The sequence below is a fragment of the Cupriavidus sp. 96C5-1 genome (genome assembly GCF_057798855.1).
Genome location: NZ_JBYOJU010000006.1, coordinates 106,766 through 123,408 on the forward strand (window position 1 = coordinate 106,766; position 16,643 = coordinate 123,408).

The 16,643-nt window shown below is 67.7% G+C and carries 16 protein-coding genes; 5 read left to right on the forward strand and 11 right to left on the reverse strand.

Annotated elements, in window-relative coordinates; genetic code table 11:
- The first annotated feature begins 7 nt into the window (after nt 1–7).
- Together AC3FOF_RS10185 and AC3FOF_RS10190 are read left to right on the forward strand one after the other, a co-directional pair.
- Nucleotides 8–451 (forward strand): MarR family winged helix-turn-helix transcriptional regulator, encoded by a 444-nt coding sequence (locus AC3FOF_RS10185; RefSeq protein ID WP_035819140.1) that lies wholly within the window; start codon nt 8–10, stop codon nt 449–451.
- Nucleotides 452–542: 91 nt separating this feature from the next.
- The gene (locus tag AC3FOF_RS10190) at nt 543–995 is read left to right on the forward strand and encodes a hypothetical protein (protein WP_017231276.1); all 453 of its coding nucleotides are present in this window, start codon (nt 543–545) and stop codon (nt 993–995) included.
- An 11-nt stretch (nt 996–1,006) separates the two neighbouring features.
- Here AC3FOF_RS10190 and AC3FOF_RS10195 read toward each other — a convergent pair whose 3' ends face one another.
- The 4 genes from AC3FOF_RS10195 to AC3FOF_RS10210 form a co-directional block, all read right to left on the reverse strand.
- A complete protein-coding gene (locus tag AC3FOF_RS10195; protein WP_017231275.1) occupies nt 1,007–1,387 on the reverse strand; it encodes a DUF1484 family protein in 381 nt (126 codons plus the stop codon).
- A 194-nt stretch (nt 1,388–1,581) separates the two neighbouring features.
- Nucleotides 1,582–2,373, reverse strand: coding sequence for an HpcH/HpaI aldolase family protein (locus AC3FOF_RS10200; protein WP_276264124.1), 792 nt, complete (start codon nt 2,371–2,373; stop codon nt 1,582–1,584).
- 448 nt (nt 2,374–2,821) lie between these two features.
- On the reverse strand, nt 2,822–3,517 hold the full coding sequence (locus tag AC3FOF_RS10205; RefSeq protein ID WP_488726521.1) for a fumarylacetoacetate hydrolase family protein: 696 nt from the start codon (nt 3,515–3,517) through the stop codon (nt 2,822–2,824).
- Nucleotides 3,518–3,555: 38 nt separating this feature from the next.
- A complete protein-coding gene (locus tag AC3FOF_RS10210) occupies nt 3,556–3,978 on the reverse strand; it encodes a VOC family protein (protein WP_017231272.1) in 423 nt (140 codons plus the stop codon).
- A 176-nt stretch (nt 3,979–4,154) separates the two neighbouring features.
- Here AC3FOF_RS10210 and AC3FOF_RS10215 point away from each other — a divergent pair, with 176 nt between their 5' ends.
- Nucleotides 4,155–5,036, forward strand: a complete 882-nt coding sequence (locus AC3FOF_RS10215; protein ID WP_488726522.1) for a LysR family transcriptional regulator — start codon at nt 4,155–4,157, stop codon at nt 5,034–5,036.
- 352 nt (nt 5,037–5,388) lie between these two features.
- Here the strand turns inward: AC3FOF_RS10215 and AC3FOF_RS10220 are convergent, their stop codons facing one another.
- The 3 genes from AC3FOF_RS10220 to AC3FOF_RS10230 all read right to left on the reverse strand — a co-directional run bounded on the left by AC3FOF_RS10220 (nt 5,389) and on the right by AC3FOF_RS10230 (nt 8,151).
- Complete coding sequence (locus tag AC3FOF_RS10220; RefSeq protein WP_276265538.1) at nt 5,389–6,084, reverse strand: glutathione S-transferase family protein; 696 nt, start codon at nt 6,082–6,084, stop codon at nt 5,389–5,391.
- 113 nt (nt 6,085–6,197) lie between these two features.
- Nucleotides 6,198–7,367 carry an MFS transporter gene (locus AC3FOF_RS10225; RefSeq protein ID WP_488726582.1) on the reverse strand — a complete coding sequence of 390 codons (1,170 nt, stop codon included), beginning with the start codon at nt 7,365–7,367 and terminating at the stop codon, nt 6,198–6,200.
- 274 nt (nt 7,368–7,641) lie between these two features.
- The gene (locus AC3FOF_RS10230; RefSeq protein ID WP_017230989.1) at nt 7,642–8,151 is read right to left on the reverse strand and encodes a pyridoxamine 5'-phosphate oxidase family protein; all 510 of its coding nucleotides are present in this window, start codon (nt 8,149–8,151) and stop codon (nt 7,642–7,644) included.
- Nucleotides 8,152–8,395: 244 nt separating this feature from the next.
- Here AC3FOF_RS10230 and AC3FOF_RS10235 point away from each other — a divergent pair, with 244 nt between their 5' ends.
- Nucleotides 8,396–8,968, forward strand: coding sequence for a hypothetical protein (locus tag AC3FOF_RS10235; RefSeq protein WP_488726523.1), 573 nt, complete (start codon nt 8,396–8,398; stop codon nt 8,966–8,968).
- A 16-nt stretch (nt 8,969–8,984) separates the two neighbouring features.
- Here the strand turns inward: AC3FOF_RS10235 and AC3FOF_RS10240 are convergent, their stop codons facing one another.
- The 3 genes from AC3FOF_RS10240 to AC3FOF_RS10250 all read right to left on the reverse strand — a co-directional run bounded on the left by AC3FOF_RS10240 (nt 8,985) and on the right by AC3FOF_RS10250 (nt 13,686).
- Entirely contained in the window at nt 8,985–10,310 is a 1,326-nt protein-coding gene (locus AC3FOF_RS10240; RefSeq protein ID WP_488726583.1) for a cytochrome-c peroxidase, read from the reverse strand.
- 65 nt (nt 10,311–10,375) lie between these two features.
- Nucleotides 10,376–11,833, reverse strand: a complete 1,458-nt coding sequence (locus AC3FOF_RS10245; protein ID WP_488726584.1) for a metallophosphoesterase — start codon at nt 11,831–11,833, stop codon at nt 10,376–10,378.
- Nucleotides 11,834–11,970: 137 nt separating this feature from the next.
- Nucleotides 11,971–13,686 (reverse strand): hypothetical protein, encoded by a 1,716-nt coding sequence (locus AC3FOF_RS10250; RefSeq protein WP_488726524.1) that lies wholly within the window; start codon nt 13,684–13,686, stop codon nt 11,971–11,973.
- A 275-nt stretch (nt 13,687–13,961) separates the two neighbouring features.
- Between AC3FOF_RS10250 and blaOXA the strand changes: the two genes are divergently transcribed.
- Entirely contained in the window at nt 13,962–14,777 is an 816-nt protein-coding gene (gene blaOXA, locus AC3FOF_RS10255; RefSeq protein ID WP_488726585.1) for a class D beta-lactamase, read from the forward strand.
- A 2-nt stretch (nt 14,778–14,779) separates the two neighbouring features.
- Here the strand turns inward: blaOXA and rtcR are convergent, their stop codons facing one another.
- Nucleotides 14,780–16,396: an RNA repair transcriptional activator RtcR gene (rtcR, locus tag AC3FOF_RS10260; RefSeq protein WP_488726525.1), complete on the reverse strand. Its 1,617-nt coding sequence runs from the start codon at nt 16,394–16,396 to the stop codon at nt 14,780–14,782.
- Nucleotides 16,397–16,643 lie beyond the last annotated feature (247 nt).

Consider the following 16,643-nt stretch of genomic DNA (forward strand, 5'->3'; position numbering starts at 1 on the left):
TCGCGGCATGGAAACGAAACTCGAAAAGCGCTTTGGCTTCCTGGTCTCGGACGTTGGCCGGCTCTGCGGCAAGCGCTTCGACGACCTGGCGAAGTCGTCCCTCGATCTCACGCGGGCGCAGTGCCGCGTGCTTGCCTATCTGTCGCACTACGGCGAAGTGAACCAGGCCCGTCTGGCGGACCTGCTGGAGGTCGCCCCGATCTCGGCGGGGCGCCTGCTCGACCGGATGGAAGAGGGCGGCTGGATCGAGCGGCAGCCAAACCCGGAAGACCGCAGGGAACGGGTGGTACGGATGACGCCCAAGGCGGAGAATGCGCTGGACAAGGCACGCCGGGTCGGCGATGAGGTTGCCGCGGAGGCCCTGGCCGGCCTTGGCGCGCAGGAGAGGGAGCAGTTGATCGGCCTGCTCCAGCGCGTGCGCGTCAATCTGGGCACGATCGTCGATCGCTGAGCGCGCGGCACCGGTTTTTCAGGCATGCCCTAAAGTTCTCCGGGACCGGGCCGATGATCTGGTTGTCCCTCATTCAATGGATAACCTGAACATGTCGAGCATCAGCGCAGTCGCCCCGCAGGTGACGCTTTCCGGATCGGCCGCCACCGGTAAAGCGTCGCAGTCCGAGACCAATGACACCCAGGCCGGCGGCACGGCTTCAGCCCCGATCTCGACCGGCGGGGCCACGGGCGGCGGCGCGGCTGGTGGCGTTGGCGGCGGCAGTGGGAGCAGCAGTGGCAGCAGTACCGCTTCCGACACCGTCAAGGCGTTGCAGAAGCAGATTGCCACGCTGCAGAAGCAAATGGCGGAAGAGCAGCGCCAGCTTCAGTCGCTGCAAGCCAGCAATATGAGCGCCGATGCAAAAACCTCCGCCCTGGCCGCCATGCAGGCCCAGGTGGCCAGCACGGCCGCGGCGCTGCAAACCGCGACCGCCGCGCTGGCGCAGGCGCTGCAGGCTTCGGGCGGCAGCACGTCCGGCGCGCTGGTCAACACCACGGCCTGAGGACCGGAGGCTCAGAGCATTCGCTGCACCGGGCCCACGGCATCGTCCAGTTGCCGCTTCAGCAGCTGCAGCAGGCAGTACAGGCCGTAAGCTTCCTCGGCCTTCTCGCTTTGTTGTTCCGCCAGCGTCAGCACGCTGTCCAGCCCGGCGCTGACGCTTTGCAGTTCGGCGCAACTGTTGGTGATGCGCTCGTGGATGTCATGACCCAGTGCCGCGATCTGCAGGATCAGCTCCGATATGCGAGGTTGCGCATCGGCGCGGGCAGGGTGGGCCAGGCCGGCGAGTTCGGCCGTGAGGTCGTTCAGCTGGCCGAGGACGAGCAGGGATTCGGGCAGGGTGTCGCGGACGCGGAGGTTGGCAGACTCGGGACCGGCTCGGGCGATGGGACGCAATGCAAGCTCCTTGAAGAGTGGTCGGCCGCCCGTTTCGGTGTGAGGGTGGCTAGTCAAAAAGCATATCGTTAAAGAACTCGCCTGCCTTTGGGAAAAATCTGCTTTCTCATGCGCAATCGCCGAGACCGCCCCAACGCCGCCAAACCTGTTTGCGGACATGGGCTTCCCGATCGCCTCATTCGCGTCGGGCCGGCTCAGTAGCCTGGCGCGCGCCCTGGCGGCACCTGGCCGCCCCGCATCTGCGATACCACCTGTTTGGCGCCCGCGGCCATCAGGCGGGCATCGGAGCCCACCGTGACAAAGCGAAAACCCTGCTCGATCCGCCGCAGCGCGGCTTCGGGCGCGCCGTTGTGGATGCCGGCGACCACGCCATGGGCCTTGGCGCGGGCTGCGACATAGGCGATAGCCTCCGCAACGGGGGGATCCACGTCGTCGAAGGTCGGCCGGCAACCCAGCGAGAGCGACAGGTCCGACGGGCCGATATAGACCGCGTCGAGCCCTTCCACCGAGAGGATGTCGTCCAGGTTGTCGAGCCCCTGCCTGGTCTCGATCATCGCGAACGTGACGATCGTGTCATTGGCGCGCTCGGGATAGTCGGCGCCGCCGTAGAGCAAGCCGCGGATCGGCCCGAAGCTGCGCGAGCCCAGCGGCGGGTAGTGCGTGGCGGCGACAAAGCGTTGCGCGTCTTCGCGGGTATTGATCATCGGGCAGATCACGCCATAGGCGCCGGCATCGAGCACCTTCATCAGGATGCCCGGCTCGTTCCAGGGCACCCGCGCCACGGGCACGGTGTCCGTGGTGGAGATGGCCGTGAACAGGGCGAGGGCGTCCCGGTAGTCGAGCGCGCCGTGCTGCAGGTCCACCGTCAGGGAGTCCCAGCCCTGGTGAGCCATGGTCTCGGCGGCGAATGCGCTGGGGATGGACAGCCATCCGTTGACGACGGCCTGCCCGGCTGCCCACATTTTTCGAATCCGGTTCTCGCGCATGTCGACTGTCTCCTGTCTGGTCATCGTCTGGCGGCGGCGCCGGGAGCGCCTGCCGGGGGGGCCGGATCGGCCCGCCTTCTGGCAACTCTACGCGACGCTGCGAAACGCGCAATGTGCGTGGCTTGCCCGGCGGGGCGCCGATTTCCGCGGACGGGTATCTTATATGTTGTCGTACAACGTGGAGGGTATAGGCTTTGGATACATTGCGTCAAGACGGACGAGGCGAGCGCCGGCCGATCCTGAGCGGCTGCTGAATCGCCGAGTGGCGGTATCGGCCGGGAGCGCTTCTTGAAGGGCGCGTTTCAATTGCCCGTGCGATTGACGGGGCATCCCAGGATAAACGTCCCCTGGCCGGCGTCCTGCCCCGATCGGAATCGGGGCAGGACGGGACCGGTACGCCCGGGCGGCGATCAGGCCGCCGCGATGGCTGCGCTGCGCGCTGTTCGTGTTACCGCTTGCCGATCCGGAAGGCGATATCGCCGATGCCCTCGACGCCTGCCGTGACTTCATCGCCGGGTTGCAGCGCGCCGACGCCGGCGGGCGTGCCGGTGAAGATCAGGTCGCCGGGGGCGAGGGTCACGCTTTGCGAGATATAGGCAATGACATCGGCCACCGGCCAGATCAGCTCGTTCAGGTCGCCCTCCTGGCGGATCTCGCCGTTGACCTTGAGCCATATGCGGCCCTCGGCCGGATGCCCGACGCTGGTCACCGGGTGCAGCGGGCCGCACGGGCCCGAGGCGTCGAAGCTCTTGGACCAGTCCCACGGCCGGCTCATCTTCTTGGCGGTGTCTTGCAGGTCGCGCCGGGTCAGGTCCACGCCCACGCCGTAGCCCCAGACCAGGTCCAGCGCCTGCGCCGGCGTTACGTCGGCGCCACCTTTGCCGATCGCCACCACCAGTTCGATCTCGTGGTGGAGGTTTTCCGTCAGCGGCGGATAGGGCACGGTCGCTGCGGCGGCCACGACCGCATCCGCGGGCTTGGTGAAGAAGAACGGCGCTTCGCGGTCCGGGTCATTGCCCATCTCGCGGGCATGCGCGGCGTAGTTGCGGCCCACGCAGAACACGCGGCGGATGGGAAAGCGGGCGCTGCTGCCAGCCACGGCGACACTGGCTTGCGCGGCGGGCTGGATAACGAATTCGGTCATGTCTGGGCCTATCTCCATGTATTCGTGCATGCGGGGGATTACTTGGCGAAGACCTGGCTGAGGTCGCCAAATGCCTTGAATTCCAGGGCGTTGCCCGACGGGTCGAGGAAGAACATGGTCGCCTGCTCGCCGACCTGTCCCTTGAAGCGCACATGCGGCTCGATCACGAATTTCGTACCGGCGGCGCGCAGCTTGTCCGCCAGGGCTTCCCACGCTTGCATCGGCAGGATGGCACCGAAGTGCCGCACCGGCACCTCGTCGCCATCGACGGCGCTGGTCGCGCGATGGCCGCATTCTTCCGGCGCAAGGTGGGCCACCACCTGATGGCCATAGAAGTTGAAGTCGATCCAGGCCTCGGAACTGCGGCCTTCGGGGCAACCCAGCAATTCGCCATAGAAGCGGCGGGCCTCGCTCAGGTCGTTAACGGGGAATGCCAGGTGAAACAGCGGAGTTGCGTTCATGGGGCGGCTCTTTTGAGGGGCGGGATTGCAGATCGACGCCTGGTGGCGCGCGCATTGATTGTAGTCAGCAGAAGCCGTAATATGAAACGAATGATTTCTGCCCTAAGCATCGAATATTTCGATAAGCCATTCGATGAGAGGATCCGCTGGATGAACCGATAGACGATGGACGACAGTTGATTCGCTACTTCCGTACCTTCCTTGTGGCAGCGGAGACCGCTTCGTTTTCCGCTGCCGGCGCGCGGCTTGCCCTGACGCAGTCCGCCGTGAGCACCCAGATACGCCGGCTGGAGGAAGACCTGGGATGCACTTTGTTCGATCGCGCGGGCAAATCGGTCACGCTGAGCGAAGAGGGCCGCAAGCTGCTGCCGGAGGCGGTCCGTTTCGTCGAGCTCTATGCATCGATGAAGGGCCGCGCGCACGTCGCCTCCGATACCGCGCCGCTGGATCTGGGCGCGGTCTCGACCGTGCAGGCCACCCTGCTGCCCAAGGCGATGAAGCGTTTCCGCACCGGTTTTCCCAAGACCCACGTCAATATCGTTCCCGGCATGTCCACCCAGTTGCTGACCCAGGTGGATGCCCGCGAACTCGACGTGGCGGTGCTGATCAAGCCCAGGCTTGGCATTCCCCAGGAGCTGAAATGGGTGCCGCTGATGCGGGAGCGCTTTGTCGGCATCGCGCCCTCCGGATCCCCGCGCGAGCTGAAGACGCTGTTGGCGGCACTGCCCTTCATCCGCTACAACCGGCATTCCATGGGCGGCCAGCTGGTGGACCGCTATCTCCGGCGGCACCGGCTGTGGGTGGATGAGAGCATGGAACTGGACGAGCCCGCGGTCATCCTGCAGATGGTTGGCGAGGGGCTGGGCTGCGCGATCATTCCCGCCGAACTGGTGCCGCTGGGGGCAACGCCGAATGTCGAGGTGATCCCCTTGCCGGGGCAGCCGGTCTTTCGCGAGATCGGGGTGCTGGTCCGGCAGTCGGCGCTGAAGCGCGCGCCGCTGGCGGCGTTGATCGATGCGCTTGTGGCCGAAGCCGCGTGCTGGCAGCCGCAGGGCTGAGCGGCGGCGGATATCCTGACCTTTCGCGACGCCGTTCTCTTGGCGTGCCTGCCACGGTGGCAGGCACGCGCGCAAAAAAAACACCCCACGCGGGGGAAGCGCGTGGGGCGGCGAGGACTGATTTGGGGGCGCTGAAAGGGGTCGGCAGGGCCGCAATCCGCGGCTGGTTCCGACGGAGGGAATCTTAAGCAGCGGGGAGGGAGATCAAAGCGGGGAGCAGCAGGACCATTCCGGCTTTATCCCGCCTTTAGGAAAAGCAAAAGCGCGGCTTCCCGTGGCCTGGTGGGGTGGACGGCACGTGGCCGGCAGTGCCGTTGGCGGGCGGCCTGCCGGATAGCCAAAGCGCCGCCGCTCACGCGAGCGGGGGCTCGTCGCGGAGAAAGCGCGCCGGGATCGCCTCGCGCAGCGGGAACATGTGAAAGTAGGGCCGGGCTTCGGCAATGACCCGCCCGACCGACGGGCGGTTCAGCAAGCGCTCAGCGTAGGCCGAGAGATGCGTGTGGGTTTGCGGGATCGGCACCGCAATGGCCGCATAGAAGAGCGCGGGCGCGGCAGCGCAGTCGGCCAGGGTGAAACGCTCGCCCGCCGCCCAGCGCTTGTCCGCCATGTGGCGGTCGAGCATGGCGTAGGCGGCAAGCAGGGCGGCCTGCGCATCGGCGACGCCGCGCGGGTCGCGTTCCCTTTCCGTGCGCAGCCGGTCGCCCACGATCTTTTGCATCGGAAGATGCACATACAGGTCGAAGATACGGTCGCGCAGGCGCACTTCGCGGCGCTCGTCCTGCGTGCCAGGCAAGAGGGCATGCGCGCCCGGGTAGTGCTGCTCCAGGTACTCGATGATGATGGTGGATTCGGGGATCGTCTGGCCGCGCTCGTCGTCGCGCAGGACCGGCATCTTGCCGATGGGCCAAAGCTCGAGGAATGCCGAGCGGGAATCCTCGTCGCCCAGGTCGACGAGATGGGTGGCGAACGGCGCCCCGTTCTCGTAGAGCGCGATCAGCACCTTGTGACAGAACGAGGACAGCGGATGGTAGTGCAGCGTCAGAGCCATGATGTTACCTCCTTGCTTGCGTTGGATGGGGATGCGCCAGAGCGCTCCCTTGCGCATGCGTCATGCTAACCGTTCCCGGCATCGCCGCGGGCGCGCTCAGCGCATATTGCTCCCTACGTCGCCGCCACCTGCGGCGGCCGCGGGCGGGCAGCGACCGCGAAGGCGATCTGCGCCAGCCCCGCGGCCAGCCCCAGCGCCACGCCAACCTGCCAGGCCAGCGTATAGGAGCCCAGCGCATCGTAGACCAGGCCGCCGCCAAAGGCACCGGCGAAGCTGCCGATCTGGTGGCTGAAGAATGCCACGCCGCCGAGCATTGCCTGCCAGCGCAAGCCGAAGGTCTCGGCGATCCACCCGGCCACCAGCGGTGCCACGCCCAGCCACAGGAAGCCCATCACTGCCGCGAACACCAGGGTGCTGCCGGGCGTTGGCGCCGACGAGAAGTACCACGTCAGCGCCAGCGAACGGACCGTATAGATGCCGCCGAGCAGCAGAAGCTTGTTGACGCGGCCGCCGGCCCAGCCGAAGAACAGGCTGCCCAGCACATTGAAGCCGCCGATCACGCCGAGCGCCTTGGCGCTGAGCATGGGATCCATGCCGCAGATATCGAGATAGGAAGGCAAATGCGTGGTGAGGAAAACCAGCTGCATGCCGCAGACGAAATACGCGGCGCCCATGACAATGAACGGCGTGTGGCGCAAGGCCGTGCCGAGCGCCTCGCGCGCGTTCTGCTGCACGCCGCCGGGCGGCGTGGGCAGCGGCAGGCGATCCACGCGGCCCGCGAACCAGGCGGCCGGGAGCATGACCAGCGCCAGCACGATAAAGGCCGCCAGCCCCACGCGCCAGCCGTAGGATTGCGCCACCACCTGTCCGATCGGCGCCGCCACCAGCGCGCCGAGCGAACCCGCGCCCGACACGATGCCGAGCACCGTGCTGCGCAGCGCGGCCGGTACCGGCCGCGCCGCCACCGCCATGGAAATGGCGCTGCCGGTGCAAGCCATCGACGCGCCGATCGCCACGCCGGCGCCGAGCGTAACGCCCGCCATGCCGTGTGCGGTGGCCAGCAGCACCAGGCCAAGCACATAGAGCAGCGAGCCGCTCATCATCAGCGGCCGGAAGCCCGCCCGCGCGGCCCACGCGCCGGCCATCGGCTGGAGCAGGCCCCAGGCCAGGTTCTGCACGGCAATGGCAATGGTGAAGTCGGACACCGAGATGCCGATGTCCCTGGTCAGCGGGGGCATGAAGATGCCGAGGCTCTGCCGCAGGCCCATGGCCAGGCTCAGCATGACGGAGGCGCCGAGCAGGATCGGCAGGACGGGGCGGAGATCGGTCAGGCGGGGAGGCACGGGGGATGTCTCGTTCTGTATTGTTGTTCTTGTCTTGTCTTGTCTTGTGCTTGTCTTGTTCTTGTTCTTGTTCTTGTTCTTGTTTTAATCCTGTGTATCGGTGCGCAGGACAGGCCGATGGCTCGATGGAGCCTATGTCCGATCCAATCCGATGTCAATTTGGCTGTAGCGAAGACGGGCTTCGGCCGGGCAATCGCATCGCCCTTCCTGGCCGCTAGGCCTGCTTCTCCCAAAGCCCATCCATCATCACCGGGTAAGCCACCGGCCTGAAGGCAGTGAACCGGATGTCCCGCACATGGGTGAAGCTCGACCAGAGCATCCGCGTCCCCTTCAGCCAGCGCGAGCCTTTCACGCGGGCTTCGATTTGCTGCAACTCGGCCTGCGTTGCCGGGCGTAACGGACCCACGGTGCCATAGAGACGCACGCCCGGAGGCTGGCGAAAGCGGCCGGCCAGCAGCGAGCGAAACCAGAAGCCCTTGCCGGAGTCGACTGCCATCAGGCAGACCCGGTCGCTATGCGCGAGGTTGGCGGCCAGCGTGCTGGTGTAGCGGTCGAAGAAGAAGGCGGTCTGGTCCGCGCGCGGGAAGACCGTGCCGATGGGGGTGACCGTGGGCATGCCGTCCGCTCCCACGCTGGCCAGCGCGCAGTACAGGGAGGATCGCTGTCCGCGCTCGATGACGTCGCGGATGGTAGGCCATGCATCGGCAAGGGAGGAGGGCTGCATATCGGGATCCGTCGGGCACGATCGGGCTGACCGCGGCGACCATCTTATCGCGGGTGTCTCCTTTGTGGCGCGCTGCCCAGGCACGGCCAGCTTGCCGGCGGTCCGCGCACGGGAGCGGGCCTGGCGTTCCCATTGCCATGCCTGTTTGCCGGTCCGGAGGGCATCGCGCCGCGGACATTCCCCAGCAGCGCAAGGCACGGCAACGCGCGTATCCTCTGGCGATAGCCTACTTTCCCGCACTGCCATGTCGAAAGTCTGCAAAGCTGCCATCCCGCTCGGCGCGGCCTCGCTCGCGGCGTTCGCGCTGGGTGGCTGCGTCTCGCACTACCGGGTCGAGACCGGCACGCCCGCTGCCCGCGTGCGGCTGGTGACCAATACCGATGACAACACCACTTTCAGCGTGGTGGATGCGGACCAGTGCCCCAGGCCGCCCAAGCCTGCCCTGCTGGCTGCGACGGGGCGGCAGATGACGGCGCTGGGCAAGGAAGCGGACCTGGGGATGTCGGGGCAGTCGCCCGAGCCTCCCAGCCGCACGCGCGAGCGGTGGCTGGTGGCCAGCCACCGTATCTACCTCACTGCCGCGGCGGTTTCGGCTGCCGGCGATCAGCCCTATCGATGCGCGATCGGGGTGTCTTTCGTGCCGCTGCCGGGCTGGCAGTACGAGCTCCGCTACCTGCGCAATGCCGCCGCAAAGCATTGCGCGGGGCAGGTGCTGCGCCTGGTGCAGGGGGAAGCGGGCACGATCGTGCGCGTGCCCGATCCTACGCAACAGGTCTTCCGCGGGTTTGAGGCGGACGCCGTCTGCGCGGCGCAGTGAGGCTCGCGCGCCAGCGCTAGGGCCGACCGGCGCTGGCACCCGGCATGAGACCGGCGTAGGGCGCATCGGTCAGCGTGCGCAGGAAGGCCACGATATCGTCGATCTCGCTTTCCGTCAGTGCCGGCGCCAGCCCCGGCCGCCGGTTCATCGGCGTCGAGTTGACATTGATATTGCCCCGGTAGGCCGCCGGCACGTCATCGAACGTCTTGCCGCCGCGATACCACTTGCCCGGGTCGGTGGAGCGCGTGTTGTAGAACGCCACCGCATCGCGCAGCGTGGTGAACACGCCGTTGTGCATGAAACTCTGCCTTACCGCGACATTGCGCAGCCCGGGCGTGCGGATGTAGCCGCACCATTGCGCCGGCTCGGGCCAGCGCAGGCGGCGGGCGGTATCGCACAAGCCGTTGTCGAAATGCCTGGGGTCGCGGTTGGCGGCCAGGGCACGGTTGCGGGGCACGGCGATGGCGTCATAGCCAAAATCCGTGAAGAGCGAGCGCTCGGGCCGGCTGGCGGTGTCCGACAGCGTGTGGCAGCTCATGCAGTTGCCCTTGTCCGGATTCTTGAACAAGGCCAGGCCGCGCGTTTCCGCCGTCGAAAGCGGCGTGCGGCGGCGCAGGTAGTCGTCGAAACGGGAACGGAAGGGCGCCATCTCGTCGCTCTGCAGATAGGCCTCCAGGGCCTTGCCAAGCGCCAGCACCATCTGCTCGGGATCGGTCCGCACGGCGGGACCGAAGCGCGCCGCCAGCGCGGGGGCCAGCTCGGTACCGTCGACCTTGCGCAGCAGGCTGGCAGGGGTGCCGTTGTTCATCTCGTTCGGGTCGAACAAGGGACCGCGCGCCTGCTCGGCCAGGGTGTCGGCGCGGCCGTCGGCGAACAGGCCACCGAAGGGCGAGGGATAGGGCGCGTCATCGTCCTGGTAGAAGTGCCGGCGCGGCACGTAGCGCACGTACAGCAGCGAGGGCGCATTGCGCAGGCTGAATCGCCCGGGCCGGCTGCCCTCGGGCACGTGCGGGCCGGCCAGCGATGCGGGTGACAGCGTTGGCGCGAAGGCGCGCGCCGGGTCGTGGCAGCCGGCGCAGGACATGCCGCGCGGCTCGGACAGGCGCGTATCGAAGAAGATGCGCTTGCCCAGCGCGGCCAGTGCCGCATCGGGGCGGAATACGGCGGTGGCGGGGTCTACCTTGACGGCGGCGTTCGGGGTGCCGTTGCCGACGATGTTCACCACGCCCGCCGGGGGAGCGCCGGGCATCAGCACCACGCCGGCCGGGACCGCCGCCAGGGCGGCGGTCCCGGCGCAAACGAGAACGGCGGCGGCGGCGAACCCGCCCGCCACCGCCGCCATCGCGGTACCTGGAGCCCGCCGCACGGCAGGCCCCGCCGCCGGGGAGGCGGCGCGCATGGCCAAGGTCACGGCGTCAGGAGGCCCGTCTTGTCGCAGCTCAGCGTGTTGCCGGTCTGCACGCAGGTGGCGATCAGCTTGCCGGCCGTGCTGTAAGCCTTGAAGGTCCAGCCGGTGGCGGGCGATGCGTTGCGCTCCATCATCACGAAGCCGAAGCTGTTGAAGTGGCTGATCTTGTCGATGACGGTGCCGGGTGCGGGAACCATGCCGGCCGGCAGCGGATCGGGCAGCGCAACGTCCAGGTTGTCGCCGCCGTTGCCGGAGACAATGGTGGCCGGGTGGCCGGAGGCGAAGTTGATGGCCTGGAAGTCATGCACGTGGCCGTGCAGCGCGACTTGCACGCCGGGCGGATAGTAGGCCTTGGCATTGAGGTTGTCCATGACCGATCGTAGCGCCAGGTTGCCCGGGGCGGGGGTGCTGCCCGCGGCCGGCGCGAAGGCCAGGATGGGGTGGTGATTGATGAAGATGCTGGTGCTCATGCCGGGCTTGCTGGCCAGCCAGCCTACCGTCTGGAATTGCTTCTGGTAGGCCAGGAACTGCGCGTCAGTGGCTTGCAGCGCCGTGGCGCCGGCCTTGGCCGAGTCGAACACGATGACCTGCGAGCCGGTGCCCAGTGCTACCGCATAGGGCTCGGTGTAGTTGGCGATGGCGTCGTTGGCGGGGTTGTCGCACGAACTCGTACTCGCGTAAGGGCGCGGATCGAGGAAGCGGAACCAGCCCTGGCCCGCGCGCGCGCATTCTTCGTGATTGCCGCGCACCACCACCCACGGCGCCTTGGCCAGCAGCGGAGCGGCGGGCTTGAAGAGGTCGGCCTGCCAGGCGTCCCAGCCATAGCCCCACGGGCTGCCCTGGCAGCCGGCGATATCCGGCGGGCACAGGTTTTCGCGGTAATGGTAGTCACCGATATGCAGCACCAGGTCGGGGTTCATGCCGGCGGCGGTGGCGGCAAGCGAGGCGAACGGCCAGGCCGTGGTGTCGCTGCAGGGCTGGTAGGCGTTGCCCGATTTCTTCAGGCGGCAGCCGGTATCGGCCAGCACCAGCACGCGTTGCGGCTGGGCCTTGGGCAGCGGCAGCGTTTGGCCGGCTACGCTGGCCTGCGCGGCGCCAGCCGGCAAGGTGGCTTCACATACCGAGACCGGAAATGCCGATGGCTTGGAATCGGACGGATCGCTGGCGGTGGTGCGCAGCGGCACCGTGCCGGCGCCCACGCGCAGCGCCATGCGCTGCTGCACGCCGTCCACGGTGAGCAACGGGCAAACGGAGTTGGACGGCAGCGCGCTGCCGGCGGCGGCGGTCGGTGCGGCATAGCTGGTGACTACGCGGGCGATGGCCTGGTTGCTGTCGCCGATCTCCACCCATGCGGTCTGGATGTTGGCGCTGGCGCTGGCGGCGTCGCCGGCCGGCGCCGCAGTCGTGTCGGTGCTGTCGCTGCCGCAGCCATGCAGTACGGCCGCGGTGCCCAGCATGGCCAGGATGGCGCCGATACCGAGGCGTGCCGCCGGTCCGGCGTGCCGCTTCGCTTTGTGGTTGCCCATTGTTGTTTCTCCCTGTTGGCGGGCAGGAATATACGGATGGGATGTTTCCACGAGATGACGATTATGTGTCACTTTGGCATGGCGCGGGTGGCGCGTGGCGCGCCCCGCATGGCTTCCGCCGCCGCCAGTTGCAGCTCGCGCGGCAATGCGGTGATGGCCGCGAGGAAGAAACGGCGCTCCGCCGGCCGCAGCTTGCCCAGCAGCCCTGCCAGGCGTTCCACCGTGGCAAACGCGGCGGGTGTGGCGCCGCGCTCGAAGGTGTGGAACCAGCTGGCTTCCAGCAGCAGGTTGGCGAGTTGCAGGGCGCCATAGTGCACGTGGCCGGCATCGTGCTCTTCCAGCGCGAAACCGGCCAGCGACGACCAGCTGATAAAACCCTTGGCGCGGGCAAAGGGCGCGTGGAAGGGGCGCAGCGCGTCCACCGCTTCGTCCAGCGCCAGCGGCCGCTGCTTGCGGAAGGCCTTGAGCGTGCCGCAGCCGGCTGGCGTGCAGTTGCCGCGCGCGATGCGCAGCAGGAAGATGATGTTCCATGCCGAGCCGCCCCCTACGCCGAAGCGGTCGCAGATCCATTCCGACAAGCCAAGCCAGCGTACCGCCTGACGCTGCACCTGGCCCTCGGACCAGGCGCGCGCGGGGTCGATCAGGGCGTGGCTCCAGAACAGCCACAGGCACAGGCCCAGGTTGGCCGCGACGTGCTGCGCGGCATCGACGGAGTCCGCCTCGTAAGCGGCCTGCAGGGCGCCGGAGAAGCCTTCCACGGCGGCTTCGGCGGCCCGTCGGGCTGCCTCCGGCTGCATGGCCATGTCGCGGATCGCCACGCTCTTGTGGATCAGCGCGCCCAGGTTGAGGGTTTCGAAGCGCACGCGCGGGTTGTAGCGCACCACTGGCTGCAGCGCGGGATCGGCAGCGAGGCTTTCCAGCTCGGCCTGCGCGGCTTCCATCTGGTTGGCGGCATAGCGCTCCCAGGCGCGCACCACCCGTGCCATCGCGCCGAAGGTGGGCAGGGCGGTATCCACGGTGCCGGTGCCGACGATGCGGCCGAAGCGCTTCAGCGCCGCGCGGCTGCGTGCCAGGTCGTCGCTGCGCCGCCAGGCCAGGCTTTCCTTTAGCAGGGCGAACGCATGCTGGAAATCGTCGGTGGCGCAGCGCTGCGCGGCGTGCAGGGCGTCCGCCACGCCGTTGCTGGCCGCGCCGCCCACGCCGTCCTGCATGCCGCGCATGGCCTGGGTCAGGTGGCTCCAGTAACGGATGTCCCGCATGGCGTAAGCCACCCCGGGGCTGGCGTGGCGCTGACGATCTGCCGTGTGTGCCGAGGCGTTTTTCGCGAGGCGTTCCGCGCCGCGTTTCGTGGCAGGGCTGGCGGCGGCTCCGGCCATGCCTCCGGCACCCGGCGCGGGCAGGCCGGCGAAGCGCGCCAGCGCCTCGTCGCCGACACGGCGTCCGCCGATGGTGAAGCGTATCCGCTTGCAGGCCGCCGGCGCGATCCAGAATGGGCCACGGCTGCGGCCCGCCGGGTTCAGCCAGGCCGGCGCCAGGGTGCGATCCGGTCCCCAGCCCACGGGCAGTTCCCAGCGCGCGAAATCCGCGAAGGCGCGCGAGACCAGCATGCGGATATTGGCGGTATCGGGGAAGCGGGTCTGCAAACGCACCGCCGGCAGGCCGGCTTCGCCGCTGCGCGTGGCCAGGCAGACGGCGGCGAGCAACCACAGGCTCTGGTAGCGCGCCGGCTCGCCATTGACGCTATAGGGGGCGGACAACTCGATGGTGAGCGAGGGCTGGCGCATGCGTTTGGGCTGGACAGGGCGGGGTGGCGTGTCGCGGAAGATACCATCAAGGGTGCGGTGAAGGTGCGGTGAAGGTGCTGTGTTACGCAGGTTACGGCTGGCGGGCTTGGCGCCGGGCCGCCGCGCTCCTATGCTCCGCTTCGTCTGCCAGGCCTGGCCAGCAATCCCGTCCGCTCCTGCCCATGGTGCGCGCCCCGGCGCGTCACCGGCAGGGCGGGCCCGTCCCCCTTTGCAGCGACGGCTGCATCCGGGGGCACCCATAGCTACCAAGAATGATGGAGATAATCTTGAAGCGAATCGCAATCTTCGCCGCAGCGTGCGCGGCGCTATCCGTCCCGGCGGCCCGTGCGGAAGTCGTGGTGTGCACGGTGTTGGCCGACGCCGCCAGCGGCAAGCTCCTGAAACAGGAAGGTGCCTGCGGCAAACGCGTGACCGCGGCATCGACGTTCAAGGTCCCGATCAGCCTGATGGGCTTCGATTCCGGGCTTCTGGTGGATGAACACGCGCCGGCGCTGCCGTTTCGCGACGCGTATCGGGAGAGCGACCCCGCCAAGCGCGTCACCACGGATCCGCAAGGCTGGATGAAGAACTCGGTCGTCTGGTACTCGCAGCAATTGACGCAACGGCTTGGCGAGGCGCGCTTCCGCCACTATGTGAGCGAGTTTCAATACGGCAACGGCGACGTTTCCGGAGATCCCGGCAAGCACAACGGGTTGACGCGCGCATGGCTCGGCTCATCGCTGAAGATCTCCCCGCTGGAGCAGATTGCCTTCCTGGAAAAGGTGGTGAATCGCAAGCTGCCCGTCAGCGCGCATGCCTATGACATGACCGGCCGCATCACGGCGATCGGCATGCTGCCGAACGGCTGGGCCGTTCACGGCAAGACGGGCACCGGCGCGCCGACACTGGCCAATGGGTCCGGTGACTGGAGCCGCTCGTATGGCTGGTTTGTCGGCTGGGCGGAAAAGGATGGCCGGAACGTGGTCTTTGCCCGCCTGATCCAGGATGAGCGGAAAGAGTCCACCTACGCCGGGCCGCGCGCTCGCGAGGCCTTCCTGAAGGCGTTGCCGGGGATGCTGGACTCGCTCTGACCTCAGGCCGGGCTGGCGGCGGCAAAGGTCAGGCCGAACTTGCCAAGGTACTTGGCCAGCCGGTCGCTGTCGTTGCTGTTGCGCTTGCCCAGGCGCGACACCGCGAACAGCGCGCGGCCGGCCTCGGCCTGGCTCCGGCTGCGGCGGCACACGGCCAGCACGTAGTCGAGCTGGACCAGGTCGAAGGGATCCGTGGCGGCCAGCACGGCGGGGTCGAGCAGCGCTTGCGCCTGGCCCTGGCCGCACGCGTCCTGGTTGTAGTTGGCGTCCGGCGCGCCGCCGTCCTGCCATGACTCGCCCAGTCGCGCGATTTCCGCGGCCACCGCGCCGGTGTCGATGCGGCCGCTGTCGGCCAGCGTCATCATGCGCGTGACCGAGGCCGCGAGATCGCGGAAATTGCCGCGCCAGCAGGCCTGCGGCGAAACCGCGAAATCCAGCCAGGCCTGGCGCGCTTCCTTGTTGAAGCGCACCTGGCTGCCGAGTTCGCGCGCCTGGCGCGCCAGCTCGTAGTCCAGGTTGGGCTCGACGTCTTCGGGGCGCTCTGCCAATCCCGGCAGGCGGTAGGTCCACAAGTTGATGCGCGCGAACAGGTCCTCGCGGAAGCGCCCCGCGCGGACTTCCGCGCGCAGGTCGCGGTTGGTGCCGGCAATCAGCTGGAAATCGCTCTGCACCTCCTTGTCGCCGCCCACCGGATAGAAGCGCTTTTCTTCGATGGCCTTGAGCAGCATGGCCTGCTCGTCCAGCCCCAGTTCGCCGATCTCGTCCAGGAACAGCAGCCCCTGGTGGGCCGAGCGCAGCCAGCCGGTGCGTTCGCCCTGCGCGCCGGTGAAGGCGCCCTTGACGTGGCCGAACAAGGCCGACATGGCGCCGTCGCCGCGGATGGTGGCGCAATTCACCTCGACAAAGCCGCCGCTGAGCTGGTGGCGGCCCTTTTTCAGCTCGAACACCCGCCGTGCCAGGAAGGACTTGCCGGCGCCGGTGGGGCCGGTCAGCAGCACCGGCGCGCGCGAGCGCAGCACCACGCGCTCGATCTCGTCGATCATCCGGTTGAAGGCGGGATTGCGGGTGGCAATGCCGGACTTGAGCAGGGACACCGCGTCCTGCTGCTCGCGCGAGAAGCGTGCCGCCAGCTGGTCGTAGCGGGAGAGATCGAGGTCGATGGCGGCGTAGCTGCCCGGCTGGCCGCTTTCCTGCCGGTATGGCGGCGAGGTCTGCAGCAGGCAGGCCGGCAGGTAGCGCGCCTCGGTCAGCAGGAACAGGCAGATCTGCGCCACGTGCGTGCCGGTGGTGATGTGGACCCAGTATTCCTCCTGCTCGGTATCGAAGCGATAGCCGCGCGCGAACTCGTGCAGCGAGGCATAGACCTCGCTGAAGTCCCACGGATCTTCCAGGGCCAGCAGATGGAGCCTGACTTCGGTCTCCGGCGAGACCTTGGCGATATCGGCCGCGACCTGCTCGGCCAGCGCCTGGTGGCGGCCGGTATGGAGCAGCTCGAAGCGATCCACCAGCAGGTCTTCATGCTGGCACAGCGCCACCGTGGGACGCCATTTCTCCCAGCGCGCCGAACCCTTGCCGCGATCGAGCTGGGTGCCGATGAAGCCGATGACGACTTTTTTCATGCTCTTCGTATTTATATAAACATATATAAATTTATATAAATAGCGCCAATCGCGCAAGCCGAAAAATCTGGCTGCATCACGTCGATTTCCAACAAAATCATTAAAAATCAATGGCTTGTGTTTTATTTCAGGCATTGGGCGCCGGCCTGGCACACGGCTTGCGAAATAGAGACCATCAAACACGGTGCCGCGCCGGGCCGGAAGCAAGAAGCAGAAGGCAATACGGCGCGCACCGGTCAACGAACTG

What these genes read in the sequence shown, in the direction of transcription:
- AC3FOF_RS10185 (WP_035819140.1), top strand. Translation starts at nt 8, where the DNA reads ATGGAAACGAAACTCGAAAAGCGCTTTGGCTTCCTGGTCTCGGACGTT.
- AC3FOF_RS10190 (WP_017231276.1), top strand. Translation starts at nt 543, where the DNA reads ATGTCGAGCATCAGCGCAGTCGCCCCGCAGGTGACGCTTTCCGGATCG.
- AC3FOF_RS10200 (WP_276264124.1), bottom strand. Translation starts at nt 2,373, where the DNA reads ATGCGCGAGAACCGGATTCGAAAAATGTGGGCAGCCGGGCAGGCCGTC.
- AC3FOF_RS10205 (WP_488726521.1), bottom strand. Translation starts at nt 3,517, where the DNA reads ATGACCGAATTCGTTATCCAGCCCGCCGCGCAAGCCAGTGTCGCCGTG.
- AC3FOF_RS10210 (WP_017231272.1), bottom strand. Translation starts at nt 3,978, where the DNA reads ATGAACGCAACTCCGCTGTTTCACCTGGCATTCCCCGTTAACGACCTG.
- AC3FOF_RS10220 (WP_276265538.1), bottom strand. Translation starts at nt 6,084, where the DNA reads ATGGCTCTGACGCTGCACTACCATCCGCTGTCCTCGTTCTGTCACAAG.
- AC3FOF_RS10225 (WP_488726582.1), bottom strand. Translation starts at nt 7,367, where the DNA reads ATGCTGAGCCTGGCCATGGGCCTGCGGCAGAGCCTCGGCATCTTCATG.
- AC3FOF_RS10230 (WP_017230989.1), bottom strand. Translation starts at nt 8,151, where the DNA reads ATGCAGCCCTCCTCCCTTGCCGATGCATGGCCTACCATCCGCGACGTC.
- AC3FOF_RS10235 (WP_488726523.1), top strand. Translation starts at nt 8,396, where the DNA reads ATGTCGAAAGTCTGCAAAGCTGCCATCCCGCTCGGCGCGGCCTCGCTC.
- AC3FOF_RS10240 (WP_488726583.1), bottom strand. Translation starts at nt 10,310, where the DNA reads ATGGCGGCGGTGGCGGGCGGGTTCGCCGCCGCCGCCGTTCTCGTTTGC.
- AC3FOF_RS10245 (WP_488726584.1), bottom strand. Translation starts at nt 11,833, where the DNA reads ATGCTGGGCACCGCGGCCGTACTGCATGGCTGCGGCAGCGACAGCACC.
- AC3FOF_RS10250 (WP_488726524.1), bottom strand. Translation starts at nt 13,686, where the DNA reads ATGCGCCAGCCCTCGCTCACCATCGAGTTGTCCGCCCCCTATAGCGTC.
- blaOXA (WP_488726585.1), top strand. Translation starts at nt 13,962, where the DNA reads ATGGAGATAATCTTGAAGCGAATCGCAATCTTCGCCGCAGCGTGCGCG.
- rtcR (WP_488726525.1), bottom strand. Translation starts at nt 16,396, where the DNA reads ATGAAAAAAGTCGTCATCGGCTTCATCGGCACCCAGCTCGATCGCGGC.